Genomic DNA, 25,585 nt, shown 5'->3' on the forward strand with positions numbered 1-25,585 from the left:
AATCCTATACGCTCCACGGCTTGTTCAAAGCATGTTGCAGCAACGTCATTTGAACAATCAGTTCATCCATATTCCGTTCGATTTGCTTCACTTTTAATTGATTCGTGGCGACTTCCGTACCCGTAGCAAAACCACGTTCCTTTTTTTTACGAGAAATGTCCAACACTTTATTGACGTTCTGTAGATTACTTTGCATTTGCTCGTATTGTTCAATATTTTGCTGTAAGTTAAAGTACATACTCTTCAAGGTTTCTGCCAGTTGATCCTTGGTATTTTCCAGTCCGCCTTCTGCTGAATCTACATCAATCTGCTTAATTTCATAATCATCAGTTCCTGAGTTCCAGGTGTAATATTTAACTTCCATCTTGGCCAGCTTGACAGCTTCCTCCTGTCTCCACACCGAAGGACTCGCCGAGATTGCACGCGTCACCAACGTATCCAAATTCGTGTTGTCTATTTTGGGGTAAACAGGGCGATCAACCAGTTCATATACCGTACCTTGAGGTTGACCCATTTGCGTATTTAATGAATCCATCGCTTTTCGCAATGCAGTCTTTGCAATGTCTACATTCTTTTGAGCCTCTATACGAGTCTGAATAATCGTGCTCTGGTCACCTGGTGAAATTTTCCCACGGTTGGCCTTCGCTTCAGCAGCCTTTTCCTCTAATAACGCGAGCGAAAGTGCATCCTCACTACTCTTCACTTTGTTATCAGCCAAAAGTACATCGTAATAGTTTTTCATTGCAGCGTAGTCTGTCTGATCTTGGGCAAGTTCAATTTGCTTCTTGGATTCCAGATAAGAAACCGTCGATGAAGCATACCCCTTCCAGGCTGAACTACTAGCCGCATCCTCTTCACCGTTGCCTGTACCTGCCGGAATAAAATCCAGATTCTTACCAGCATTTTTTAGGTTAATCCGGTTACGATCTATCGCTTGCTGGGCCTCCTTCAAGCTAAAGCTATTAGACCGCGCCCATTGCTGGGCTTGGCTCAGTGTTAGTTTCACGCTCGCTTTGGTAACCTGCTGCTGCGCCTCCTCTGCTTGAACAAAGGACTCTGATAAAGAACTGGCCGACAAGGCGAGCAGCAATAAAATGAACAAACTTTTTTTCATGATATCCCCACTTTTAAAATATGGTATCGACTTGAATAGAATACACTAATGCGTTGTTATATGAATTAAATATCTTCTGATGAACAAATTCGCCCTGCACCTACTCGTCAAGGCTCTCAGCCCATTGAGACCTTATTTTGTATTTGATGAAAATTCCAGAAAGGAGGAGTCTAATCCTACCCTTCTGCAACTTTTTTTCATGTGGCTTATCGCTCTTTACAGCATCTTTAAATCCAATTGACGAAGGTACAGGAAACGTACAATAAGAAAGGAAAAGAATTGAATTACCCAAAAGCAAATCATAATTTGAATAAGCGTAAGATGAAAGGGTACTACAGATGGTTCTGACATAACTAAACAAAGCACTATTCCTATGGATGAAACAACTAATGGCAGAAGAAATAGGAACGCAATTTGTCTGGATGCAGCTCGTCTCATTTCCCTTGAGCTTAGTCCAATTTTGGATAGAGCCCGGTATATTTCCTCATCCCGTTTAAGATCTACATACAATCTGAAATAAAGCAGGCTTACTGTGCTTGCCAACATAATGATGGCGATAAATCCGCCAATAAATTTACTAATATTCAGATCCATCTCCGATGTCAGATAATCCACTGCTCTAGAGTTAAGCGATCCTTTATTCACCTTGTTGGCCAGCAGGGAATACAACCACACCTCTTCTTGGGTCTCAGAAGTTTCCAATGATACTTGGCCACTCTTCCATTTAGGCACAAAATAATAAACAGATTTGTATGCCAATGGAACATTGAAATACTGTTGTTTAACTAAATGTTCGTAAGTTTGATCTGAGACAACAAGCAACCTTCCTAGTTCAGAAATGATGTTTCCATCAAACTTTATGCTATGGTCTATCTTCTGAGTATCCACAATCTGGATACCCGTAATTCGGGATTTCCCTTGATTGTAAGTTAGCCTTTTTTCAAAAAAGGTTTTCTGTTCTTCTAATGACATCCCGTTTGAATCAAAAATGAAAAAGCCTTGATCATCTCGAAGCGCAGGTACCTGTATTTGTTTCTTTAATTTAGAAGCAAGAGGCTCATAGTTGGATTGTTTCATCACAGGTGCCAACTGTTCACGAAAGGGAAAGATCAGTACTTCACTTTTCGAATAATCCACCCCAGCCTTATAAAGATTTTGATCAATCTCATCTTCAAGATCTATGGAACTTACAACATCAGAAAAAAATGCAAATGAATAAGACTGCTCCCTAAAAAATCTATTTTGCTGCTGCATGGAGTCAAAAGTTGAAGCTGCTCCTAGAAAGGAAACGATAGAAATTAGGGTAACCAATGTGAACAGCCCGGCATTATTCCTCATTTTGTATGTGATTTCAGATAGCCATAACAAACGAGTTCCACTCCAACACCATTTCCTGTTGGCTCTAAGCAATTGAATGAACAAAACACTTGATTGGGCGTATAGTAAGTAAATTCCAATAAACCCCATTACAATCGTATATTTAAATGTGTCTCCAACTGAATAGTGCAACATATAAAAGGATAGAGTCCCCAAACGATACGGTGCCAGATAAATATATGGTGGAAAATCCAGCTTCATTAAATATACAGCCGCTCCTATTAGCGCTATTGCAAGAAAGGACAGGCTCCATGAAGCTTTAGGCTCTTTTTTGAGCTGAGGAACCTTGCTAAAAAGCTGCTGTAATTTAGATTGGCGTATGAAGAAAACAGATACAAGTGAGATCAAGGTAAACAAAAACATAAAGCCAACTACAGTGAAAGCCAGTGCTTTCCAAGGAAAATAAAATGTTAAATACAGCCCTGTGGCACTGGAGCCCAAAAGTAGAAAGAACTTTGCGGAAACAAATCCTCCCGTAATCCCGGTAATCAAGGATAAAAAGCCTATAATCAGATTCTCATAAGCAACCAAAAAATAAATTTGTCTGCGATGTGTCCCCAAAATGGTCAGTATACCGAATTCTTTTTTACGTGCAGCAATAAAAATATTGTTTGTGTATAATACGAAGAAAAAGGAAAATACAAAAATCAATAGATCAGCAACTTGTAATCCCTTTTTTACATTAAAGGCCATGATTGCATTGGAGACATCCGGGTGAAAAATAAACATCGCATATACGAAAAAAATTGTAATCATCAAGGAGCTACTTAAATAATAAGGTACATAAGCACGCGCATTATGCTTGAGATTATTCCATGCTAACAGACGAAAGCTCATGTGCATGTCTACTTCCCCCCAGAAAGGAGAGCATATCTATGATTTCCTGAAAAAATAATTGCTGACTGTGACTACGGTGGATTTCATTAAATAACTCGCCATCTTTAATAAAAATTACCCGATCACAATAGCTGGCTTCCAAGGCACCGTGTGTTACCAGCACGATTGTGGAATTGTCTACGCGATGGATGAGTTCTAACATTTCCATCACAACTCGTGAAGATTTGGAATCGAGATTTCCAGTTGGTTCATCTGCCAACAGGAGTGAAGGAGAATGAATAATAGCTCTGGCTATAGCTGCTCTTTGCTTTTGACCCCCTGACACCTCAAGAGGCCGTTTGTCTAAAATATCTGCAATATCCAGTTTCTTCGCTACCTCTTCCAGTTTGTGTCCCATTTCCTTTAATCCTTTTTTATTCAGCATCAGAGGAAATAGTATGTTCTCTCCCAGACTAAGAGTTTCCAGCAAATTATAGTCTTGAAATACAAGCCCCAATTCTTTGCGACGAAATAAAGCGAGCTTATCCTTCTTGAGCAGATGTGGATTTTCCCCATTAATGCTAACCTCGCCAGAAGTCGGCATATCAATGGAGGAAATCATATTTAGTAATGTTGTCTTCCCACTACCAGACGGACCCATAATGCCTACAAACTCACCTTGTTGAATCGTTAAATGGATATTGTTGAGAGCTCGGTAGGGAACCTTACCATAGTATATTTTGGTGACTTGATCCATTCGTACAATCTCCATCGTTCATTCCTTTCTTTTTCCTATGTCATGATCATAATTCATCCAGAGGGATGAAGCGATCGATTAACATTACAGAAACCTTAAATGTGTTGTAAGGTTCTTATTTGTGAATTGAAAACAAGATCTCAACCGTCGTTCCTTCACCAACCGTCGATTTCAGTTGAATGTCATGACTCAGCCTTTTGCAGATTTCTGACACCATGTACAGGCCCATTCCGGTAGATTCACTATACTTCCGTCCGTTTTCACCTGTGTAATAAGCCTCAAATACCCGTTCAATATCTTTTTTAGGGATACCGATTCCTTCATCCTGTACTTTCAGCACAAACACTTTATCTCTTATCTCAGATATCAACTTCAGACTGTGGGCATGACCTGAAGAGTATTTCACCGCATTGGTCACCAATTGATTAATTATAAATCTTAGCCATTTGGCATCGGTAATCACACTCAACTGCTCGTCCACTTCATTGGAAGGATAAATTTCGTTACGAATCAATAATCTTTTGTTATCATAAATCACTTCACTAACCAGCTTTCGTAATACAACAGGCTCCACATGAAAGTCAGGTTCAAAGGCCTCCAATCGTGACATATATAAGATCATTTCCAGTCCTTTTCCCATTCGATCAATCTCATCATGAATCTGATCCGACTCGGGATCTATTTTTCCTTTGAGAATTAAATGAATAACAGAGAGGGGAGTTTTCATCTGGTGAACCCACTGGTTAATAAAAGTAATGTGATCACGCTGTTGATGCTCTAACTGATGAATTCGAGACTGATACAATCGGTAAAATTGTAAAAGCAAATTCTGTAAAGAAGAGGCAAGAGGATTAAGTACCTTCATCTGAATGAGTTCATCTAGATCTCTAATATTTGCAGTGGAAAGTAATCGATATAAACTAGAATACATGACGTACCGGAACAGTAAATAGATCAGCAATATGGAGGTCCCAAAAAAGACGGAATAAAGAGCAGTAGACAAGTTATGATAACCATCCATCCAATAAATGCTTAACACAAGAAAAAGTTGGACGATATTGAATATGATCATTGAGAAATGATCACGCCAAAAAAGCTTCACTGTTCTTCCTCCTCAGTCAAGTGCAGCCGATATCCAGCTCCTCTAACCGTCTCTATGATATCCTCCAACCCCAACTCGGCCAGCTTTTTACGGACACGAGTAACATAAACATTCAGTGTATTTTCACCGACATATTGGTAATCATCCCATAAAGCTTCTAAGAGATGAACTCTCCCTACAACCTGCTTAGGATATGTCATCAGTAGCTCCAGTAGCGCAGCTTCTTTATGGCTCATTTCTACCTGCTTGTCATGAAACACAAGCTCCATAATGTCAGGGTATAGAGTCAAGCCTGACACTGTTATGGAGCGTGATTTTTGGGCAACTGCATATAAACCATAAGCACGTCGCAGATTACTTTCTATTTTGGCTAACAGTACTTCGGGATGAAACGGTTTAGTAATGTAATCATCCGCCCCGTTCTGCAAAGCAATGACCTGATCCATCTTATCATCCCGCGCGGACACAAAAAGGATAGGACAAGTAGATTGGGTGCGAATTTGTCTACACCAATAAAATCCATCAAAATGAGGTAAATTCACATCAAGTATGACCAAATCAGGCTTTACTTCCTGAAAAGTACTCAATACCTGATCAAAATTTGAAACGACAACTCCTTGATAACCATACTTTTCAAGATAGGACTGGAGTAAAGAGCTAATTTGAGGGTCATCCTCTACGATTAATATTTTATGCATTGTGTTTTCTACCTTCTTAGTGCTTGAATTTTTAATAATATGATTTTCTCTATATAATGCCTTGATTTAATCGTCCAAGCAATAACAACAATCCATTTTCTTTAATTGTAATTAGGAAGATTCAATTGTGATATAGATTGAGTCTCGAATAATATGCATTGTGCCAAGCACCAGAGCAGTTAACGTTATAATCATCATAACGATAACCGTTACTGTAATAATGATCCCTTTATATTTTTTTAACGTCTCATCGAAGTCTTTTTTTGATTTGATTACCTTTTTTATTTTGTTCTTTGAATACTTCATATGCTCACATCTTTCCTTGCCTAGCTATTAAACATACTAACTAGCCTATACATCACAAACAACAGTCAAAGCTTACAAAAACCTTACTTTGTTGTAAGGTATATAGAAAACAGCTCAACAGTAATATATGTATTATGTCCAAATGAAGACCTACCCTTAAAAGTGATTAAGATCATGACAGATATAACATTCTCTAAAAAAATGAGTCGGGCTCTATGACCCGACTCATTTTAGTATTAATTGATGTTATAACCCAGACAAATCCGTGTTCATTCTCTTAGCTTCGCTGTCTCATCGCCTCGAATAATAACACCGTAGAGGCCATGGCTGCATTCAGTGACTCTGCTTGTCCCTGCATTGGAATGAATACTGATTCATCCACCATACTAGCGGTAGCAGCAGAAATACCTTGGCCCTCGTTGCCAATCACGAGCCAGGTGGATACACGCAAATCCACGGCATAGCATGACAAGCTTGCATCCAGCGAGGTGCTGAGCAAGCGGGCCCCTTTACTTTTGGCCTGCGGCAAAAGCTCCTCCAGACTGCCTTCGATGACCGGCAGATGAAATAACGATCCCATCGTGGAACGGATCGTTTTGGGGTTGTACAGGTCGGCGCAGCCATGACCCAATATAACGCCTGCGGCTCCAGCAGCGTCCGCGCTGCGGATAATGGTGCCTACATTGCCGGGGTCCTGTACCCCGTCCAGCACCATCACCAGCGCATCTGGCTGCTCCAGTAATGCTACGAATGCGCTCTGCTCCTGCTTACGCACGATAGCAAAGACAGACTGCGGCGTCTTGGTATCGGTGCATTTGGCAATGACCGCCGTCGACACGGGAATCCATTCCACCGGCTGGTCGGCTGAATCCAGACCATTCAGCTCGGCAGGAATCCCCTTGTCCAAATCATAGGCGACGCTTTCTACTGCCGCGTTCGAACGCAACGCTTCCTGCACTAGATGAATACCCTCAACAATATATTTATGCTGCCGTGTACGATGCTTTTTCTCCAGCAATTGCGACCATTCTTTTACACGCGCATTATTCGGTGAAATGATTTCCATTCGTTTAACCTTCCGTTCTATGGTCCGTTTCTTTAAAAATAAATGATGCATCACTTGTACTTGAACATCAAATCTCTCTAAGCTGCAAAAGCCAGCTCCAGCTTGGTTAGATCGTCCTTGTGACCCACAATGACCAGCACATCACCCGCTTCAAGACGATCCTCAGCATAAGGTGAAATGTTCATCTCCTGGTTTCTGCGAATCGCCATTACATTGCAGCCGAAGCGTGCACGTATGTCTAGCTCCTTCAGATTTTTGCCGATCATGGAATCAGCGGCTCGCATCTCCAAAATACTGTAGTCCTTGGACAGCTCGATATAGTCCAGAATATTGGGAGATGTTAGATGATGGGCTACCCGCAGTCCCATATCCCGTTCAGGATAAACCACTTTATCCGCACCTATTTTTTGCAGCACTTTCCCGTGTAGTTCATTTTGTGCTTTGACCACAAGAGCGGGCACACCCATGTCCTTGAGAATCAATGTTGTTAGAATGCTGGCTTGTATATCTTCACCAATTGCGACTACAATTACGTCAAAATTGCGGATACCCAGTGCTCGCAGTGCTTCCTCATCCGTCGAATCGGCAGACACCGCATGCGTCACAATATTCGACATTTCCTGTGTACGCTGCTCGTCCGAGTCGATAGCCAACACATCAAAACCCATCTCACTCAGCGCGCTGGCAACACTGGAGCCAAAGCGCCCCATGCCAATGACCGCATACTGTTTTTTCGCCATTCCTTCTTTACCTCCCGCTCACCATACTGTCCGTCATAGTATAGCATATCATGCTACAAACATAAATTTTGGCATCCTTATTCCAAATGCTTCTCCATGAATACTGGACCACAGCCCAAGCCATAATACATTCGATCACTATTACAACATACGGGAGGTACACATGCCCATTACAATGGATTTACGACAAGCGATTGTTCACAAAGTTCACGGCAAATCAGAGGCTGATCTTACGGATATGATTATTGGGTCAGTGGATGGACCGGAAGCCGCTTTGCCTGGATTGGGTGTCATTCTTGAAATCGCATGGAAGCATATGAGTCCAAACCAGCAGCATGACTTCGTCCATTTGGCACATGAACAAATCGATAAAATCAAACCCGTGCCCTTAACCTAGCTCTAGCTACTCAACTTCCTGTTATGCTTTAATTGTGCTCATTATTTTTACCCGTATTCGAAAATGAGAATAGTCCACTCGCATTCATGTCGAGTGGACTATTCGTGGTATATATCAAATGACTGAGATCAGACTGCTCTGCATATAAAATTTTATGGAGCCATTTCCAAAAACTTAGCGGTCGGATTTTTTTCTATAGCCGTACGCATGGCATACTCATTTTCGAACAAGGCGACATAATTGCCTTTCTTATCTTTCACAAGCGTAGAGTTGATACGGAACTTGCTCGGATCAATCTGCTCATCCACAATCCAGCGAGCAAATTGGAACGGCATACGCTGAAGCTGTACATCTACCCCATATTCACCCTTCATGCGGTATTCAAATACTTCAAATTGCAGTTGGCCGACTACGCCTAGAAGCGTATCATCGAAGCTTACCGTACGGAACACCTGAATCATACCTTCTTCAGTCAACTGGTCGATACCTTTCAGATACTGCTTGTGCTTTAAAGCATTCTTTACAGTAACCTTAGCAAAAATCTCAGGTGAAAAGGTTGGCAGTTCATCAAATACAACCTCGCCACCTTGACTCAGTGAATCGCCAATGCGGAAAATACCTGGGTCAAACAAGCCTATAATATCCCCAGGGAATGCTTCTTCGACAATATCACGGTCCTGTGCCAAGAACTGCTGTGGTTGGGACAGCTTAATCTCTTTACCCATTCGAACATGTTTAACACTCATCCCGCGTTGGAACTTACCAGACACGATACGCAAAAATGCAATACGGTCACGGTGAGCCGGGTTCATATTGGCCTGAATTTTAAATACATAGCCAGTAAACTTCTCGTTCGTTGGCTGAATTTCCCCAACTGTACTGCGGCGCGGTTCTGGCTTAGGCGCAAGCTGGAGGAAGTTTTCCAAAAATGTTTGCACGCCAAAATTGTTAATCGCACTGCCAAAGAATATAGGCGTCAATTCTCCACGCTGTACTTTTTCCATATCAAAAGGGTCACCTGCGACATCAAGCAACTCTAAATCCTGGCATAATTGGTCGTGCAAATATTCGCCCGCCATCTCGCGAATAATCGGATCATTGTAACCTTCCACTTTTTGTACTTTGATCGTGGAATGGTCATCTCCCTGAAACAACTCAACCTGATTTTTGACACGATCATAAACACCGCACAGATCACGCCCAGTACCAATCGGCCAGTTCATCGGCACCGAACGGATACCAAGAACCTGTTCCAGCTCTTCCATCAGATCAAAGGGACTGCGTCCCTCACGGTCCAGCTTATTAATGAAGGTAAATATCGGTATTCCGCGCTTCGCACAAACCTGGAACAGCTTGATCGTTTGCGCTTCCACACCTTTTGCTACGTCAATCAGCATGACCGCACTATCTGCAGCTGTCAGTGTGCGGTACGTATCTTCACTGAAATCCTGGTGACCTGGGGTATCCAGAATATTAACGCGATGCCCATTATAATCAAATTGCATTACTGAGGATGTTACCGAAATCCCCCGCTGTTTTTCAATCTCCATCCAGTCACTCGTCGCATGCTTGCTAGCTTTACGAGCTTTGACTGTACCTGCAAGACGAATAGCGCCCCCGAACAGCAGCAACTTTTCCGTCAGTGTCGTTTTACCCGCATCCGGGTGAGAAATAATCGCAAACGTACGCCGTTTGTCGACTTCCTGTTGAAGTATATCTGTTGTTTTACTCATTTCACATATCCCTTCATGATCAAATCCATTGCATTTCTGCTCAAGCTATTATAAAAAGGCCATGTTGCACGCCTATTTTCATAAGTTCATCGGCTCATTGCCGTTAGTTCCAGTATTCGGCATACTCCGTCACCATATTCATGATAAATACGATCTATTTACATGTTTTAGCCTGCCTTTAACGTATAATCAGTTGCAAACTGAAAACCTGAGACTAAGCTATTATAGCATACTCCGAACGCAAAGCATCCCCTTACATCCTGAACAGGACATAGGGGGATGCTGGACAAATCGGGATTACTGAGTGCCGCCTACTCGCCAGATGACATTATCTTCATCCTGACCGCTAACCGGCCACCACTTGTAGCCATCCTGCTCCAACAGCTTGTGAGCACCATCAGGTCCCCATGAGCCTGCAGCATAGGTTTCCAGTGTATCCGGGGTTTGCTGCCATGCTTTGGCGATTCGATCAACGAATCCCCACGCTGTAGCCACCTCATCCCAGCGCGTGAAGTACGTCGAATCACCCTCGATCGCATCCATCAGCAACCGTTCATAAGCTTCCGGTGAGTTGATCCCCACCATACAGCTTTGGCAAAAATCCATCGCCAGCGGCTCAATATCTGACTCCGAACCAGGCTTCTTGGCATTGATTTTAATGTATATGCCCTCCATTGGATTAACCCGAATGACGAGCAAGTTGGGTTCGAGCTTATGCTTTTGACCGAGATATACATTGGTCGGCATGCTCTTAAATTCCACAACGATCTCCGTAGTTTTTACAGGGAGGCGTTTGCCCGTACGAATGTAGAACGGTACGCCAGCCCAACGGAAGTTATCAACAAACACGCGTGAAGCAAAATAAGTCTCTGTATTCGATTGTGGATCAACCTTGTCTTCTTGACGATACCCTGGCAACTGCTGACCGCGATAACTGCCCTCAGTATATTGACCACGTACCACGTTGGTCTTCACATCCTCAGATGATCCAAAAGGTCGTAGTGAACGCAGCACTTTTACCTTTTCATCGCGGATATCCTCTGGCAACAAACGACTAGGTGGCTCCATCGCGATCATCGTAAGCATTTGCAGCATATGGTTCTGTCCCATATCACGCAAGGCACCGGAATGATCATAATAACCTCCGCGTTCCTCTACCCCTACCGTTTCACTCAGCGTAATTTGCACATTGGCAATATGCTTGTTATTCCATAGTGGTTCAAAAAAGGCGTTAGCGAAGCGGATCACCTCGATATTTTGTACCATTTCCTTACCAAGATAGTGATCAATCCGATAAATTTCTTCTTCGGCAAATACTTCACGAATTTCAATGTTCAGTTCTTGTGCAGATTCGAGGTTGTAGCCGAAAGGCTTCTCTATAACCAGACGATTCCAGCCCTTGCCTTCCAACATGCCGCCCTCTTTCAAGCTCTTCGACACACTTCCGAATAATTCAGGAGCCAAGGCCAAATAAAACAACCGATTTCCCGGTATGTTAAACTTACCTTCTATAGCCTCCGTCTGCTGTCTCAGCTCATGAAACCCATCGACATTGTTGATATCCAGCGATTTATATTCAAAATGCTCGGCAAATGCCTGCCATTCTTGATCATTTTCTGCTTTATAGCGACTAAACTCCTGTATGGAAGCGTACAGGTCATTACGGAATTCTGCTTCTGTGCGAGGACGTCTTGCTACACCAATAACAGCAAAATCTTCAGCAAGCTTGCCTTCGCGGTACAAGCTGTAGATAGCAGGAAATAACTTGCGGCGAGCCAAATCACCCGTAGCACCAAAAATAAACAGAACTGCACCTTGTGTCACAAGAGATTCTTTAACAGGTATGTCAGCCATGAAGTACCTCATTCTTCCCATGTCAAGATTCCGCAATCCACAATCCTCGAAATCCGCATGTAGTATTGTGTATATTTATACAAGATCATACTTGATTTTCGAAAAACATGGAACTAAAGATTTGATGACATTTTAACATATTCTACATGGATAAGCTATCCGATGAATCATAAATTTACCTTATAAGTCAGTATTCAATCGTGATAAGCGGAAAACCGAGTGTTATACGTTTATCCTGCTGCTCCTTATTTTCATGTACAGCCATCTGCATCTGGACTTGATGCTCACCGCTTTGAACCATTAATGGCAGGTCTGGAGCTTCATAAGATACGGCTACTGTGTTTACATCTGTGTATCTTTCTTTAGCCTGCATAGAGATGGTCCCTGCTAAGCTCGCTTCTGTCCGTTTCATCAGTTGATCCACGCTTTCCTTTGCTTGCAGCGAACGCTGAACGGAGGTGTTCCACTGCGCTTGCACCCCTATAGAATTTAATTGCTCAGCACAAAGCTTATGAAGCTGAATCAATTGCTCACGTCCTGTATCACTGCTTTCCAGCTGAACGACTACATACCATTGTCCAGTTTGACGTTCCATCACATTTAAACGAATTTTCAAATCCTCACGATCACGAACAGAACGATAAAGTGTATGTCCATTTTCCACGAGTTTACTTGCTGTGGGTATATTCAGTTGATCAGCTATCTGTGCCGCTATATCTGCCGGATCTTCATGATTAGGAATCCAATCGCCTTGCCATTTTACAACTAGCTTATCCAGTGTACCCGGGGTTTGATCCGATAGGAATAACAACGAGCGTAAAGCCGTTTCTGCCTCGCGGGAATCAGTTCCGTTGGTCTGAAGAGTTCCGTAACGCCAGCCAGCCAGTACCAACACCGTTCCTAATACCAAAATCGCAATAACTCCCTTTTTAATCATCTCTACTTTTAACATGGACGTTCCTTCCCCTCCATAACCATACGTTCTCCGCATATCCACGATAGAATGCTTCTTTTTTCGGCTCGATTGAAATCTATGAATCTATCAATAGCATGCCCGTTGCCAGAGGTTTTATACGCAGAGGAAGTCAGCACAACCGTTCAGAAATATTCATTCGCCTACTGGGTGTTCGACCATACACCGTAGGCACTATAAGAATAGACTATAATCACAACGCATCTTACACCAAAAGAGGTGAAATCATGTTTCCCATTTATCCAGTAAATGAAGCCAGTGTGGCACCTCATGGCGGACGGATGGTCTGTGCCGTCATGCGTGATGGTACACGACACATCGGCATCTTAAGCGGGTGTAGCAAAGGCAAGCTGATGTTGAACGGATATCCATCCTCCTTTCCTGGTAGTCTCTATGCCGGAAGCTACAGTAACAAAGGAAAACAAAAAGCTAAAAAAATCTCCTCTAAAAAGAAAAAAAGGAATTCCAAAAACAAAGCTCGCCCTTCTGCCAAGCTAAATGCCTTTAATAGACCGCCCGACGAACTTCTAAATCCATACTTTCCTTATAACGTAGGCGAATTTGGCTCAAACGGAAATGGAAATTATGCAAATGGCAGAGCAGGCTATCGCGGCAGATATGGATACGGGGGAGGGCTTGCACTAGATCTGGCCTTAATCGCCTTTCTATTCCTCCTTATCTAAACGCCGTATTTCAGAACACAAAAAACCGGAGGACCATTCATCGCCTCCGGTTCTTTGTATTTGTCGTTTTATAATCTACTCTGCTAAGCCGTTCTTATAGGCATAGATTGCCGCCTGTGTGCGGTCCTCCACTCCTAATTTGGCGAGAAGGTTCGTGACATGGAATTTTACCGTCTTAATCCCGATAATCAGTTCATCTGCGATATCCTGGTTAGACTTCCCTTGTGCCAACAAGCGAAGAACCTCCATCTCACGATCTGTTAGCTCTGTATGTGCGGGCGCTTCAGCCTGTGGCTGGCGGAATCGATTCATCATCTTAGAGGCCACCTGTGACTCGAGTACGGACTGTCCGCGTGCAGCTGCACGGATCGCATCCGCAATCTCGGAAGCACGAGACGTTTTGAGCAAATAACTGAATGCACCTGCCTCAATGACCGGGTACATTTTCTCATCATCCAAATAACTCGTCAGTACAATCACCTTTGTCTCTGGAAGCAGGCGTGTCACTTGGCGTGTCGTTTCAATACCATCCATGCCATCCATGACCAAATCCATTAAAATTACATTTGGCTTGTATTCTGATGCTAACCGTATGCCTTCTTCTCCGCTTCCAGCCTCGCCGACCACTTCAATCCCTTCTTCTGTCCCCAGCACTGCCGCAAGCCCGATCCGCACCATTTCATGGTCGTCTACCAGCAGCACGCTAATCGGTAATTCCGTTTCCATGATCATCGTTCCTTCCGCTTTCATCATAAATAACTGGCACAGACACCTCGATGCGTGTCCCTTTTCCCGGAGCCGTTATATACTGAATAGCTCCCCCAATTTCACTGACCCGCTCCTGCATGGTGGATAATCCATATGATGTCTGCTTTTTCTCATCCATTTCAAAACCAATACCATTATCCCGAATCGTCAGCCTAATGGAATCCGGGCGCTGCACGATACGAATTTCCATACGAGTTGCTTTGGCATGGCGCAATGTATTAGACATCGCTTCCTGAACAATGCGAAACAAGTGATTCTCAATGCCTTTAACCAACTGTACTCCGCTTTCCATCTCAAAATCAATCTCCATTGGTACTTTTGCCTGTAATTCCTGTACCAAATCACGCAAACCCTGCTCAAGCCGTTTTCCTTCCAGATAGACAGGCCGTAAATGAAGGAGTAACGCCCGCATTTCGGATTGTGCCACGGAAGACATTTCTTCAATTAATGCAACCTGACGTTGCGCTTTATCAAAATCCTTGTCCAGTGTCCTGCCCACAGCCGTCGCTGTCATTGAAATAGCAAATAATTGCTGCGATACTGCATCATGCAACTCTCTGGCCAGCCGCTGCCGTTCCTCTACGATCGCAGTCATTCGTGCCTGTTCTGCCAGCTGAGCATTATCTGTAGATAAGCGTTGTAAAGACGTAACTTGTTCCTGCCATTTACGCCCGATTCGTTCCAACTGCTCTCCTAGCCTGCCAAGCTCATCATGCCCTAGGGGAGGCAACTCACGTGCAGGGGTGCCCTTTTCCCACATTAGCAATGTCTCTCTTAACATTTCCAGTCTGCTTTTAAAGCGATAACTTTCATAAAATCCGTACATTGCCCCTGTACCAATCAACACCAGTATAACGGCTCCTGCTACTTTCAGTATCATTCCCCAGGTTGGGAACGACTTCACATATCCATATGTATACAGCATATAAAAGACAACTACGCCCACAACAACACACAGGAGGATACCTTCACCCATACTGCGGGTTACCATGTTGGACGTTTTTTTATGATTCATCCCGGTTCCTCCTGATTCAATAAAATCGAATGCGGACATCGCCCGCCAGGTACGAAACGACAAACTTCACTTTATATTCACTCTGCTCAAAATGAGGAGACTTCCACACCAGTCGGTTGAGCATCCCCGCCTCATGATCCCGGTCGAACTGAATCTGCCCGAACAATACGAACATCTCCACCTCTACACCGTAATTATCCGGCAGCGTGATGTCAATGTCACCGAAGATCCCCTGTAAAAATATGACGGGCTCACGTTCCTCTGGAAGAGCCAGCGTCAGGTCAGCATCCACATCCCCAACCACATGCCATATACTTGTGCTGCGCAAGCTCCACGGCACTTCATCCCATTTGTGATTGGATATGAAATTGTGTTTGAATATGGAGCTTTGACCTTTATGCAGCTTCCTGGAACGTGAATAGAACACAGCCAGCGAAGCCAATGTGATCACCACAAACAAGAACAAATGATCCAGCACCAGCAGACCAGCACCGATGGCAAGCATCGTATAGCCCTTTTTGATTTTAGAATTGCGAATCTTATATATTCCCGCCAACATTAGGATCAGTGCAAACACGGAGAGGAACCCAATCCACTGACCGAATAAAATAATAATCCCGATGCCAATCCCTGCCAGTGCCAAGGCTGATTTTCTTCTCTCCATGCTGCACCCCCTTTTTTGCTTATACAGGAAGGAAAAGCCATAGTGGCGCAATTTATGGCCATATGGCTTCCCGAACCATACAGATTGAGCACTGTTATTGGTCAGTGTCCATCTATACAGCATATCATAATGTTTGGGTTCCGAGTAGTTAGTCCTTCTTCATATCTACAGGTTTAGCACCTGTCTGAATTTTGGACTTCAATTGTTGAAGCTGCTCATCCACTTTAAATTGTTTTTCAGCTTCTGCGGGATTAACATATGCCTCTCCCGGTGCTTGACGATAAGGGGCACGCAGTACGTCAGCTTCCGCCTCCATTTGCATGATTTTTTCCTCCATGCGGTGGAAGCCCAGCGAAGCAGACCCGCTTTCAATCGTGTGCAAGCTATTGATTTGCGACATTTGCTTTTTGGCTTTTGCCATTTGAGCACGGGATACCAGCTCATTACGCTTATTGCGCATTTTGTAGAATTCATCCTTCATTCCATGAAGCTGCTGTACCAGTTCTTTCGCTTGAAGCTCAGCTTGAGTGTGCAAGTCACGGTATTCATCCTGCTTTTGCACAAAATAAATCTTCTCGCCCAGCAGCTTGCGGGCTACTTCTTCCTGACCATTTCGCAATGCAGATTCGGCCTGCTTTTCGCGCTCATTGGATACACGTACAGCCTCCTCCAAGCGCTGTTTCATACGACGCTCATTTGCCATTTGCTTGGCGACTGTTACCTCAGCCTCGTGAATTTCTGCCTCCATATCACGCAAGTACTGATTTAACATGATAATCGGATCTTCAACTTTATCCAACATTTCATTCACCGATGCTCTTGTCATATCCTTCATTCTTTTAAAGATTCCCATTATTTACGTTCTCCCTTCTCGAATTGCTCCACTTTTTTACGTAACTCTTCCAGTTCCTTTTTCATTGCTTTTTTCTCGATATCTTCCATCATGGAATCCAGATCACTGTTGTGTCCTGCATTAAATTTGGATGAATAGCGGGCATCCTGACCAAACGGGTTCGAGTTGCCGTATGCTCCACCTTGATTGTAACCAGTTCCTTGTCCGTACTGTGTTCTAGTATTACTACCGCCATAATAGCGCGGATCTTGCTGGGTATAGGGACCGCTATCTGGACCGAATCCTCCATCGTAAGGAGATCTTGGTTCCTTGGAAATAACCAACGCTGCAATCACATAAATCATAAATGTGGTGCCTGCTGTAATAAAGAAACTGATCACAACCAGAATACGTATCCAAGTTGAGTCCATTCCTGTTGCGTCAGAAAGACCGCCACATACTCCAGTTAATACTCTATCCCGGCTTGATCGGTAAATTCGGGTCATAATTTACTTATTCCTTCCCGCTGTTGTTCAGCTTGCTTTTCAATCTCGCCCACTCTTGTTCGAGCAGCGATCCACCGCTGTGAGCATCCCTTGTATACTCCTCACCCCGACGCAATTCACGCAGACTCATCGTTTCTGCTTCCATATCGGCTACCCGGTCTTCCAAGCGGTTGAACATTCGGGGAACATTTCGTCCACCGTATGTACCTGCCCGTTCGTTCATTTGTTGCTGGAGTCTCAACGTTTGTACACGTGCAGCGTAATACTGACGCTTACTGTGTACCGTTTGGTATTCTGTCTTTAATGTATCCAGCTGTTGCTCCAATTCACGTAATGATTCACGGCTCTGCTCCCACAGTTCTCTATACTGCTCTTCTTTTTCTGCATACAGCATTTTTTCCTGAAGGGCTAGCTTTGCGACGTGTTCCTCATCTGCTTTCAAAGCCAGAAGCGCTTGTTCCTCCCGTTTGGCCTGCATGGACAATGCATGATCCAACTGCTGCTTCATTTGTCTTGTATGCACTGCATACTGCTGATGAAGCTTTTCCGCTTCGGCGATTTCCTGACGGGTATTATATAGAAACTGGTCAATGAGTTGTACCGGATCTTGACTTTGTTCCAAATGCTCATTGAAGGTTGCTACCGTAATATCACGCATTCTTCGAAAAACACTCATTGGCGTCTACTCCTTTCACAAGTTCGTATTTTCATCATTTCTTGCTCTTTGCTTTCGTACATTTTTCTTCATCCTCAAACTGTCACATTCAGTAGCGTCTTCTACGGTCACTCAGCATGGATACACCAAATATGATTAATCCGATTGCCAGCAGTGGTCCAATAAGCCAGGACAGCTTGCCCAGTAAAATCAGTACCCCGAGCACAAGCACGATCCAACCGAAGAGCGCATTACCTCTTTTCACACCGTAGTACCCCAGCATAATCATCGCTATCGGAATTAAGTAACCAATCAGATGTCCTACAAAGTGACCGAAAAACGGAGTAAACTTACCGAGCAGCATAATCGAACCCAACACGATCAGTACAATGGCTAACCCATTCCCTTTGTTAACTCTCATCATCTCTCACCGCCTTTCACTGTTTCTTGCTTATGTCCTTATTGTACGCTGACCTAACGTTTGACAAAACGGACCCCAGACGGTTTTTGAACCTAGACCTAAGTCGGGGGTGAATATAGACCTGCGGCTAACCACTTCTACGCTGCTCTGCTGCAAGGGTTGTTGAGTGTCGCTTTCCTGCATGCTTAGAGCGTAGTGAAAGGACGAGACAAGCAAATAAGGCTACCGCTGCCACCATATAAGGCAAATTAATATGAACATCAAACAGCAGTCCTGCAACTAACGGTCCAATTACATTCCCCAAGCTGGTATAGGACGAGTTCATACCCGCTACAAACCCTTGCTCATCCCCAGCCTGCCGCGATAGAGAAGTGCTTACGGCTGGGCGAAGGATATCCATAGCCAGAAAAATGATAAAAGTCGTCAGCATAATCATCACGTACTGCTCGGCAAATAAAGTTAGGAAAATAAACAGTCCTCCAATAGCCAAGCAAAGGTGAATTACTTTTTTCTCACCAAAACGGTTAATGATCCAACCAAATATAGTTGCTTGAACAACTGCCCCCAAAATAGACCCTGTCGTTATAATGATGGCAATATCCATCGGTGTAAAACCATATTTATGGTCAACAAACAGTCCAAATACCGTTTCAAAATTCGCCAATCCAAAAGCAACGACAAATACAATGAGCAAGCCCATGAAATACGGAGATTGATAGGACTTGGCAAATTGCTGTAAAAGGTTTTCTTTTTCACGCGGAAGCTCTCTATTGTACTGTTGTTTTTCCTTGCTCAAAGACTCAGGCAGCACGAACAGAGACAAAATAGCCGCTATTCCTGCAGCACCTGCCGCCGCAAAGAAGGGAATACGTATTCCATAGGCTGCAAGCAAACCGCCAATCCCTGGCCCGATTATGAAGCCTGTGTTAATCGCTGCATTAATCATGCCCATACCCTTGCCTCTTTCCTCAAACGAGGTCACATCAGCGACATAGGCCATTATAGAAGGTGTAAGCAACGCTGCCCCTACCCCGCCCATGATTCGTGCAACAAACAAGGTAGGAACAGAACTCGCCAATCCAAAAACAAGCTCTGACAGCATGAAAATAAACATCCCAGAAACAATCAACTTTTTACGTCCATAACGGTCAGACAACTTTCCTGACAAAGGTGATAATAAAAGCTGTGTCAGCGCAAAGGCTGCAACCATTAGTCCCATTGAAGAACCGTTCATCCCTAGCTCACTTATAAATTTAGGTAAAACAGGAACGACTAATCCAATCCCCATGAATGCTAAAAAAATGTTAAGCATCAATAACAGCATTGCTCCCCGATTTCTTGTTAGTATAGACATATTTCCACCCTTCCTTTTCAGAACCCCTTTTATTTATCAGTAGTTAATTTCAGTATCCTAGCTTCAAAAACAAAAAAACTTTAATTGTTTTATTAGTTTTCATATAAAAAAAATAGCCTCTTTTAATACACACATATTATTAGGCTATTTTTGTTTTTCGACTAACCCAAATAACAATATATCTACAATGGAATAAGTTGCTTCCTCTACCGTCACACTGTTATCCAGAAAGAAACGCTGATCAAGCGTTAAATTCACTGAATCAATAATTAGCTTCATGATTAGAGCCTCATTTTTATTCACAATAATTCCTTCTCGAATACCTTCCTGAATTAATGTTCTGATCGGAGACCAATCATTTAAATCAGCATGTACTCTTTTCCATTGCTCAGGATAATACTTTTTCATCTGGTCCAAAATTCTTAAATCATAAAACTTATAATACAGCGGCATAACCCTAATCGACTGCTTAATCTTTTCTAACAAAGATAATTCATTGTTTTGGATAATTTGCTCCGTCTTTTGAATCATATCATCATTTGTACGCTCAATAAGTGTCTCTAAAATAAGAGTCTTAGACGAAAAATTTTCATACAACGTACGCTTACTGATGGCAAGTCTTTTCGCAAGATCATCCATAGTAAATTTCAATCCATTCTCATGAACTTCCTCTACGAAAGCTTCCAAAATTCTTTCTTGCATATGCATTCCTCATTTCTTTTACACTTAATAAACTATAAATGTTTTTTCAGTACCATTATCCTACTACAACCTCAAAGTCACAGTCAAATATACTATTTAGAAAAGAAACTATGTGAAGTTCTTATCTTCATTCATCTGACACCCGATTAATTATGTAGCCGAAATTGAGAATGCAATTAATAAAAAGGGTGATAAAATGCCTTTAAGCATTTTATCACCCTTTTGTGTATACCGGCGAGAGGACTGAACCTCCACGGTTTCCCACTCGATATCGAATTAAATCTTGATAATACCTTGTTTGACGAAGGGAAAAAAGCGCTGTTCGTCGATTTCTACCCGCAAGGTAATCTGTCGATGTACTTTGGTATTGAGCAGCGGGATCAACTTCCGTAGCTATGGTCTGCGACAGGACTAACTCAGTTGCTCAGTATCGAGGAATTTTAGAATACTTGTACAACTTCTTTAATATCATCAATTTCCTCAAGAATTGCGCGCTCAATAGCAACCTTTAACGTAATCGTAGCACTTGGGCAACCATTGCATGCTCCCAAAAATCTTAATTTTGCTATACCGTTCTCAACTTCGACCAGTTCAGCATCTCCACCGTCACGCAGTAAGAAAGGACGTAGTTTGAGAAGAACTTCCGATACTTCATCGAATAAAACTCCATTTTCATCCATTATGTCAACTCCTCCCATTGTTTTACCAACCGTCATTCAGACCTTTTTTCATCCTAGATCGTCTGAGTAATCCTTTGCTTTTTGCCTAAGAGTAACCTCTTGATCCGAAAGTTCCCTTATAAGCGTATGAATAGAGTCTAAAGGTATCATCACACCACAACTTGCGCTCAATCCTGACAGCATATGGAGGCAGAATTGAAGTTTTCGTATCTCTCGGGTAATTTGAGCTAGTTCTGAATCGTCCGATTTATTTTTCTTCATTACTAGCACCTCTTTAAAGAATGATAAAGGTTTGATCTATTAAATTAATGAATCAACCGATGCTTCCTTCCATCTCAAATTGAATCAACCGATTCATTTCAACGGCATATTCCATTGGCAATTCTTTGGTAAACGGTTCAATAAAGCCCATTACAATCATTTGTGTAGCATCTTGTTCTGTAAGCCCGCGGCTCATTAAGTAAAACAATTGTTCCTCAGACACTTTGGATACTGTTGCCTCGTGCTCCAAAGTAATCTGATCGTTTTTAATTTCATTGTATGGAATCGTATCTGATGTTGACATGTTATCCAATATCAACGTATCGCACTTAATATTGGACTTAGACCCTGCGGAATCGCGGCTGAAGCTGGACAACCCTCGGTAGTTTACTTTTCCGCCCTGCTTGCTGATGGATTTGGATATAATCGTAGATGTTGTCTCGGGAGCAAGGTGAATTACCTTCGCGCCAGCATCTTGATGCTGATCTTTACCGGCTACGGCAATAGACAGGATGGACCCCTTGGCTCCCCGTCCTTTCAATAATACTGCCGGATACTTCATTGTTACCTTGGAGCCGATGTTGCCGTCCACCCATTCCATTGTGGCATTTTCTTCTACCACAGCCCTTTGGGTTACCAAGTTGTAGATATTAGGAGCCCAATTCTGAATGGTCGTGTAACGGACACGGGAATCTTTCCGGCAAATAATTTCAATAACTCCACTATGCAAAGAACTGGTACTATAAATAGGTGCTGTACATCCTTCAACATAATGGACAAAGCTGCCCTCTTCGGCAATAATTAATGTCCGCTCGAATTGACCCATATTTTCAGAATTAATACGGAAATAACCTTGTATAGGAACCTCGCAATGAACACCCTTCGGAATGTATACAAAGCTACCGCCTGACCAAACCGCACTATTAAGCGCCGCAAATTTATTGTCTGCGGGAGGGATGATCGTCCCAAAATGTTGCTTAAACACTTCGGGGTATTGCTTTAATGCAGTATCCGTATCAAGGAAAATAACGCCCTGATCCTCCAGTTCTTTCCGCATGCTGTGATAAACTACTTCCGACTCATATTGAGCGGATACGCCCGCCAGGAACTTTTGCTCCGCTTCAGGGATTCCCAGCTTGTCAAAGGTTGCTTTGATCTCGGAAGGAACCTCCTCCCAGGTCTTTCCCTGTTTTTCAGAAGGGCGAACGTAATACTGGATGTCATCAAGATTTAGCCCGGTCAAATCCGCTCCCCATTCAGGCATCGGCATTTTGTAGAATTGATTCAAAGCTTTCAACCGAAAATTGAGCATCCACTCCGGCTCTTCCTTGATCCGGGAAATTTCCCGGACAATCTCTTCCGTCAGACCTTTTCCAGATTGAAAAATAGACTGGTGCTTGTCGCGAAACCCATATTTATATTCGCCCATATCTGGTGCTTTTTTAGCCATTAGTATCACTCCTTTTTAACCTTTCAAGAATCATTTTGATTTGCTATGATCTGCCGAGCTTGCTTTCCACTAAATCTTTTAGGCGACTACGAACACCTTCCAGCGGGATCTCCGAAATGACAGGAGCGAGAAATCCGAAAATAACAAGATGTTCGGCTTCACTCCTTGATATCCCGCGCGACATCAGATAATAGATTTGCTCTGCATTTACTTGCCCCACGGATGCAGCATGACCCGCGGTTACATCATCCTCATCTATCAGCAGGATCGGATTGGCATCGCCGCGAGCTTTAGGACTTAGCATAAGCACGCGTTCTGTTTGCTGACCATCACAATGGGTTGCACCTTTTTCAATCTTTGTAATGCCATTGATAATGGCCGTAGCTTCTTCAAGCATGACTGCACGCGTAATCATCTGGCTTACCGAGCTTCTGCCAAAATGCTGAGCTTGAGTTGTATAGCTCGATTTTTGATTACCCGTGCCAATAGCAATTACCTTATTGTCGGAGACCACCCCGTTGCCTTGTAGCAAAGTCTTGGTATCGCTGGCGGTATAACCATTGTTCATCTCACCGATAATCCATTCCACACCCCCATCAGCAAGAACGACCGCCCGTCGCTGGGTGAAATCTGTTGTAGTTGCAGCAAGCTGATGAACCGAAGCTACTTGCACCTTTGAGCCCGCCCCCGCGAAGACCTCCGTCACACCGTTATGCAATACCTTGACATCATCACCACTCGATACGCAATTATCCACATAAGTGATCTTGCTGTTGCTCCCTGCCACAATTAAGACGTGAGGAGCAAAACACACACCGCTTGTATCGTTAAGAAAGATCGCTTGAATAGGTGCTTCAACCTCTACACCGTCTGGGACATATAGAAAAACGCCACCACTCCATAAGGCACTGTGTGCAGCAGATAAACGATGTTCTTCTGGCTTTACTGCCTGAAAGAGATAACGTTGAACCAGCTCCTCATGCTCTTTTGCCGCAGTATGCAGATCCGTTAAAATGACTCCCTGGGCGGCTAAGCTCTCGGACAATTTCGTATACACTACATCCGAGTTGAACTGAACGATTAGTCCGCCTTTCACCGGAGAAGTAACCAAACCTCGAACAACCTCCGGCGCTTCCTCCAAACTAGACCACGCATTCTCAGCTTTGTAATCTCCACTTTCGTAGATATCCCATTTTTCAAGATTGATTTTCTCCACTTTAGGCAACTCCAGCGTCCCTGCCAGTTCGAGTGCATGAACGCGGCGTTCAATCAGCCAACGAGGTTCATCCTTAGCACTTGACCATGCGCGTAAATCGTCCACATTCATTGAAACTCTAGCTTGTATATCCACGTGCTGTTCCTCCTCTCCGGCTTTTAAGCTTCCCTTACCGTCTCATCCGTAATCCCAAGTTCCTCCTTCACCCAATCGTACCCTTCAGCCTCCAAACGGTGGGCAAGCTCCGGACCGCCAGATTTAACTATCTGGCCTTGCATCATGACATGCACAAAATCCGGGGTAATATAATTCAACAGTCGTTGATAATGGGTGATGATTAAAAAGCCTCTATCCGGGCTGCGCATCTCATTTACGCCATTGGCCACAATACGCAGTGCATCAATATCAAGCCCTGAGTCCACTTCATCCAGGATCACAAACTTGGGTTCAAGTAGCATCATTTGCAAAATCTCATTCCGCTTTTTTTCACCGCCAGAGAATCCCTCATTCAAATAACGATGCACAAATTCCGGGTTCATCTCCAGCCCCTTCATTTTGCTCTCCATTTCACGGATAAAACGGATTAAGGATATCTCATCGCCTTCTTCACGCCGTGCATTGATGGCACTTCTGAGAAAATCCGAGTTGGTCACGCCAGCAATTTCACTTGGGTATTGCATAGCGAGGAACAAGCCTGCCTGGGCACGCTCATCCACCTCCATCTCCAGAAGGTCTTCATTGTCCAATGTCACCTTACCGCCAGTAACCTCATATTTGGGATGGCCCATTAAAGCTGAAGCCAATGTACTTTTCCCCGTCCCATTAGGCCCCATAATCGCATGAATCTCTCCGCCATGAATCTCCAGTGTGAGCCCTTTTAAAATTTCTTTCCCTTCAATCTTGGATCTTAATTCCTCAATCTTTAATGTCGTCATTTATCATAAACTTCCCTTCGGAGTATTCTTCGGCACGCGCCACCAAATCACTCATAAATTTTCCAATAGTCTGCAGCTCAACCTCTGAATAGGATTCAATGAATTGGTAAAACCTTTCTTCTTTTTCTTTGTGCAGTTCTTTATGCAAATGATAAACGTGTCTTCCCTTATCCGTTAAACTAAAGTAAATCTCCTTACGATTGCTGTTCAGTTGACTTTTCATAATGAAGCCCATTTCCAGCAGCTTTGCACTAATTTTAGTAATACTAGCTTTGGACAACCCCATCTTCTCCACAATCCCGGTATGATTTATCGGTTCATAATCACCAATGCAATCAATAACGTGTACACTAGTAATATTGTTGGAGAGCATGTCAATCTGGTACTTTCTGGCCTGTTGCCGAAACGAGTTAATTTCTTGTTCAGTATACAGCTCATTCAGATGTAGCATTTTAATATATTGTTCGTAAAGATGACCTTTAAAATGATTTTGAAACTCCAATTTCCCAA

At 43.3% G+C, this 25,585-nt stretch carries 25 protein-coding genes and 1 pseudogene; 2 read left to right on the plus strand and 24 right to left on the minus strand.

The genetic code is table 11. From position 1 onward, the window contains the following. Positions 1-4: 4 nt before the first annotated feature. The 7 genes and pseudogenes from ACH59B_RS20700 to ACH59B_RS20730 all read right to left on the minus strand — a co-directional run. Positions 5-1,114 (minus strand): TolC family protein, encoded by a 1,110-nt coding sequence (locus tag ACH59B_RS20700; protein WP_404302546.1) that lies wholly within the window; start codon positions 1,112-1,114, stop codon positions 5-7. 216 nt (positions 1,115-1,330) lie between these two features. Further along, on the minus strand, positions 1,331-3,334 hold the full coding sequence (locus tag ACH59B_RS20705; RefSeq protein ID WP_404302548.1) for an ABC transporter permease: 2,004 nt from the start codon (positions 3,332-3,334) through the stop codon (positions 1,331-1,333). Next, a complete protein-coding gene (locus ACH59B_RS20710; RefSeq protein ID WP_025365805.1) occupies positions 3,300-4,079 on the minus strand; it encodes an ABC transporter ATP-binding protein in 780 nt (259 codons plus the stop codon). The genes ACH59B_RS20705 and ACH59B_RS20710 overlap by 35 nt, the downstream gene beginning before the upstream one ends. 100 nt (positions 4,080-4,179) lie before the next feature. Beyond that, the gene (locus tag ACH59B_RS20715; RefSeq protein WP_016819944.1) at positions 4,180-5,166 is read right to left on the minus strand and encodes a HAMP domain-containing sensor histidine kinase; all 987 of its coding nucleotides are present in this window, start codon (positions 5,164-5,166) and stop codon (positions 4,180-4,182) included. Then, positions 5,163-5,864: a response regulator transcription factor gene (locus ACH59B_RS20720; protein ID WP_031462216.1), complete on the minus strand. Its 702-nt coding sequence runs from the start codon at positions 5,862-5,864 to the stop codon at positions 5,163-5,165. Before ACH59B_RS20720 ends, ACH59B_RS20715 begins: the two co-directional genes overlap by 4 nt. Before the next feature lie 583 nt (positions 5,865-6,447). Further along, positions 6,448-7,236, minus strand: coding sequence for an RNA methyltransferase (locus ACH59B_RS20725; protein ID WP_016819941.1), 789 nt, complete (start codon positions 7,234-7,236; stop codon positions 6,448-6,450). A 77-nt stretch (positions 7,237-7,313) separates the two neighbouring features. Next, positions 7,314-7,982, minus strand: a pseudogene (locus ACH59B_RS20730) (potassium channel family protein); the annotation flags it as partial. A 157-nt stretch (positions 7,983-8,139) separates the two neighbouring features. Between ACH59B_RS20730 and ACH59B_RS20735 the strand changes: the two are divergent. Next, the gene (locus tag ACH59B_RS20735; protein WP_016819939.1) at positions 8,140-8,373 is read left to right on the plus strand and encodes a small acid-soluble spore protein SspI; all 234 of its coding nucleotides are present in this window, start codon (positions 8,140-8,142) and stop codon (positions 8,371-8,373) included. 152 nt (positions 8,374-8,525) lie between these two features. On the opposite strand, the gene ACH59B_RS20740 is transcribed toward ACH59B_RS20735, so the two are convergent. The 3 genes from ACH59B_RS20740 to ACH59B_RS20750 form a co-directional block, all read right to left on the minus strand. Then, positions 8,526-10,106 carry a peptide chain release factor 3 gene (locus ACH59B_RS20740; RefSeq protein ID WP_016819938.1) on the minus strand — a complete coding sequence of 527 codons (1,581 nt, stop codon included), beginning with the start codon at positions 10,104-10,106 and terminating at the stop codon, positions 8,526-8,528. 297 nt (positions 10,107-10,403) lie between these two features. Next, positions 10,404-11,960 (minus strand): glucose-6-phosphate dehydrogenase, encoded by a 1,557-nt coding sequence (gene zwf / locus ACH59B_RS20745; RefSeq protein ID WP_016819937.1) that lies wholly within the window; start codon positions 11,958-11,960, stop codon positions 10,404-10,406. A 187-nt stretch (positions 11,961-12,147) separates the two neighbouring features. Beyond that, entirely contained in the window at positions 12,148-12,912 is a 765-nt protein-coding gene (locus tag ACH59B_RS20750) for a YwmB family TATA-box binding protein (RefSeq protein ID WP_016819936.1), read from the minus strand. 248 nt (positions 12,913-13,160) lie between these two features. On the opposite strand from ACH59B_RS20750, the gene ACH59B_RS20755 reads away from it, so the two are divergent. Then, complete coding sequence (locus tag ACH59B_RS20755) at positions 13,161-13,616, plus strand: hypothetical protein (protein WP_016819935.1); 456 nt, start codon at positions 13,161-13,163, stop codon at positions 13,614-13,616. Between the two features lie 75 nt (positions 13,617-13,691). Here the strand turns inward: ACH59B_RS20755 and ACH59B_RS20760 are convergent, their stop codons facing one another. From ACH59B_RS20760 to ACH59B_RS20825, 14 genes are all read right to left on the minus strand, one after another. Beyond that, positions 13,692-14,342: a response regulator transcription factor gene (locus ACH59B_RS20760; protein WP_013372995.1), complete on the minus strand. Its 651-nt coding sequence runs from the start codon at positions 14,340-14,342 to the stop codon at positions 13,692-13,694. After that, positions 14,320-15,399: a sensor histidine kinase gene (locus tag ACH59B_RS20765; protein ID WP_013372996.1), complete on the minus strand. Its 1,080-nt coding sequence runs from the start codon at positions 15,397-15,399 to the stop codon at positions 14,320-14,322. Before ACH59B_RS20765 ends, ACH59B_RS20760 begins: the two co-directional genes overlap by 23 nt. 16 nt (positions 15,400-15,415) lie before the next feature. Next, entirely contained in the window at positions 15,416-16,063 is a 648-nt protein-coding gene (liaF, locus tag ACH59B_RS20770) for a cell wall-active antibiotics response protein LiaF (RefSeq protein ID WP_016819934.1), read from the minus strand. Between the two features lie 148 nt (positions 16,064-16,211). Continuing rightward, positions 16,212-16,916 carry a PspA/IM30 family protein gene (locus ACH59B_RS20775; RefSeq protein ID WP_016819933.1) on the minus strand — a complete coding sequence of 235 codons (705 nt, stop codon included), beginning with the start codon at positions 16,914-16,916 and terminating at the stop codon, positions 16,212-16,214. Beyond that, positions 16,916-17,401: a PspC domain-containing protein gene (locus ACH59B_RS20780; protein WP_016819932.1), complete on the minus strand. Its 486-nt coding sequence runs from the start codon at positions 17,399-17,401 to the stop codon at positions 16,916-16,918. The genes ACH59B_RS20775 and ACH59B_RS20780 overlap by 1 nt, the downstream gene beginning before the upstream one ends. Before the next feature lie 7 nt (positions 17,402-17,408). Beyond that, positions 17,409-18,077 carry a PspA/IM30 family protein gene (locus ACH59B_RS20785; RefSeq protein WP_019688580.1) on the minus strand — a complete coding sequence of 223 codons (669 nt, stop codon included), beginning with the start codon at positions 18,075-18,077 and terminating at the stop codon, positions 17,409-17,411. 88 nt (positions 18,078-18,165) lie between these two features. Continuing rightward, a complete protein-coding gene (locus ACH59B_RS20790; protein WP_017428655.1) occupies positions 18,166-18,477 on the minus strand; it encodes a LiaF transmembrane domain-containing protein in 312 nt (103 codons plus the stop codon). Positions 18,478-18,604: 127 nt separating this feature from the next. Continuing rightward, positions 18,605-19,831, minus strand: coding sequence for a tetracycline resistance MFS efflux pump (locus ACH59B_RS20795; protein ID WP_016819929.1), 1,227 nt, complete (start codon positions 19,829-19,831; stop codon positions 18,605-18,607). 144 nt (positions 19,832-19,975) lie between these two features. Then, positions 19,976-20,533 carry a TetR/AcrR family transcriptional regulator gene (locus tag ACH59B_RS20800; RefSeq protein ID WP_016819928.1) on the minus strand — a complete coding sequence of 186 codons (558 nt, stop codon included), beginning with the start codon at positions 20,531-20,533 and terminating at the stop codon, positions 19,976-19,978. Between the two features lie 440 nt (positions 20,534-20,973). Then, complete coding sequence (locus ACH59B_RS20805; protein WP_013373004.1) at positions 20,974-21,213, minus strand: NifU family protein; 240 nt, start codon at positions 21,211-21,213, stop codon at positions 20,974-20,976. 313 nt (positions 21,214-21,526) lie between these two features. Then, positions 21,527-22,924 (minus strand): Fe-S cluster assembly protein SufB, encoded by a 1,398-nt coding sequence (gene sufB, locus ACH59B_RS20810; RefSeq protein ID WP_025365814.1) that lies wholly within the window; start codon positions 22,922-22,924, stop codon positions 21,527-21,529. Between the two features lie 43 nt (positions 22,925-22,967). Then, positions 22,968-24,275 (minus strand): Fe-S cluster assembly protein SufD, encoded by a 1,308-nt coding sequence (sufD, locus tag ACH59B_RS20815; RefSeq protein ID WP_025365815.1) that lies wholly within the window; start codon positions 24,273-24,275, stop codon positions 22,968-22,970. Between the two features lie 23 nt (positions 24,276-24,298). Next, complete coding sequence (gene sufC, locus ACH59B_RS20820; protein WP_016819924.1) at positions 24,299-25,075, minus strand: Fe-S cluster assembly ATPase SufC; 777 nt, start codon at positions 25,073-25,075, stop codon at positions 24,299-24,301. Further along, entirely contained in the window at positions 25,056-25,577 is a 522-nt protein-coding gene (locus ACH59B_RS20825; protein WP_016819923.1) for a MarR family transcriptional regulator, read from the minus strand. The genes sufC and ACH59B_RS20825 overlap by 20 nt, the downstream gene beginning before the upstream one ends. Positions 25,578-25,585 lie beyond the last annotated feature (8 nt).

This window comes from Paenibacillus sp. DP01, from assembly GCF_044784315.1.
Lineage (GTDB): Bacteria > Bacillota > Bacilli > Paenibacillales > Paenibacillaceae > Paenibacillus > Paenibacillus polymyxa.

Bases quoted from the DNA above. Each gene is read 5' to 3' on its own strand.
- ACH59B_RS20785 (WP_019688580.1), bottom strand. From the start codon at position 18,077: ATGAGTGTTTTTCGAAGAATGCGTGATATTACGGTAGCAACCTTCAAT.
- ACH59B_RS20790 (WP_017428655.1), bottom strand. From the start codon at position 18,477: ATGAGAGTTAACAAAGGGAATGGGTTAGCCATTGTACTGATCGTGTTG.
- ACH59B_RS20700 (WP_404302546.1), bottom strand. From the start codon at position 1,114: ATGAAAAAAAGTTTGTTCATTTTATTGCTGCTCGCCTTGTCGGCCAGT.
- ACH59B_RS20780 (WP_016819932.1), bottom strand. From the start codon at position 17,401: ATGACCCGAATTTACCGATCAAGCCGGGATAGAGTATTAACTGGAGTA.
- sufB (WP_025365814.1), bottom strand. From the start codon at position 22,924: ATGGCTAAAAAAGCACCAGATATGGGCGAATATAAATATGGGTTTCGC.
- ACH59B_RS20710 (WP_025365805.1), bottom strand. From the start codon at position 4,079: ATGGAGATTGTACGAATGGATCAAGTCACCAAAATATACTATGGTAAG.
- ACH59B_RS20765 (WP_013372996.1), bottom strand. From the start codon at position 15,399: ATGAATCATAAAAAAACGTCCAACATGGTAACCCGCAGTATGGGTGAA.
- ACH59B_RS20725 (WP_016819941.1), bottom strand. From the start codon at position 7,236: ATGGAAATCATTTCACCGAATAATGCGCGTGTAAAAGAATGGTCGCAA.
- ACH59B_RS20720 (WP_031462216.1), bottom strand. From the start codon at position 5,864: ATGCATAAAATATTAATCGTAGAGGATGACCCTCAAATTAGCTCTTTA.
- ACH59B_RS20805 (WP_013373004.1), bottom strand. From the start codon at position 21,213: ATGGATGAAAATGGAGTTTTATTCGATGAAGTATCGGAAGTTCTTCTC.
- ACH59B_RS20775 (WP_016819933.1), bottom strand. From the start codon at position 16,916: ATGGGAATCTTTAAAAGAATGAAGGATATGACAAGAGCATCGGTGAAT.
- ACH59B_RS20760 (WP_013372995.1), bottom strand. From the start codon at position 14,342: ATGGAAACGGAATTACCGATTAGCGTGCTGCTGGTAGACGACCATGAA.
- ACH59B_RS20795 (WP_016819929.1), bottom strand. From the start codon at position 19,831: ATGTCTATACTAACAAGAAATCGGGGAGCAATGCTGTTATTGATGCTT.
- sufC (WP_016819924.1), bottom strand. From the start codon at position 25,075: ATGACGACATTAAAGATTGAGGAATTAAGATCCAAGATTGAAGGGAAA.
- ACH59B_RS20800 (WP_016819928.1), bottom strand. From the start codon at position 20,533: ATGCAAGAAAGAATTTTGGAAGCTTTCGTAGAGGAAGTTCATGAGAAT.
- ACH59B_RS20750 (WP_016819936.1), bottom strand. From the start codon at position 12,912: ATGTTAAAAGTAGAGATGATTAAAAAGGGAGTTATTGCGATTTTGGTA.
- ACH59B_RS20740 (WP_016819938.1), bottom strand. From the start codon at position 10,106: ATGAGTAAAACAACAGATATACTTCAACAGGAAGTCGACAAACGGCGT.
- liaF (WP_016819934.1), bottom strand. From the start codon at position 16,063: ATGGAGAGAAGAAAATCAGCCTTGGCACTGGCAGGGATTGGCATCGGG.
- ACH59B_RS20705 (WP_404302548.1), bottom strand. From the start codon at position 3,334: ATGCACATGAGCTTTCGTCTGTTAGCATGGAATAATCTCAAGCATAAT.
- ACH59B_RS20735 (WP_016819939.1), top strand. From the start codon at position 8,140: ATGCCCATTACAATGGATTTACGACAAGCGATTGTTCACAAAGTTCAC.
- zwf (WP_016819937.1), bottom strand. From the start codon at position 11,960: ATGGCTGACATACCTGTTAAAGAATCTCTTGTGACACAAGGTGCAGTT.
- ACH59B_RS20755 (WP_016819935.1), top strand. From the start codon at position 13,161: ATGTTTCCCATTTATCCAGTAAATGAAGCCAGTGTGGCACCTCATGGC.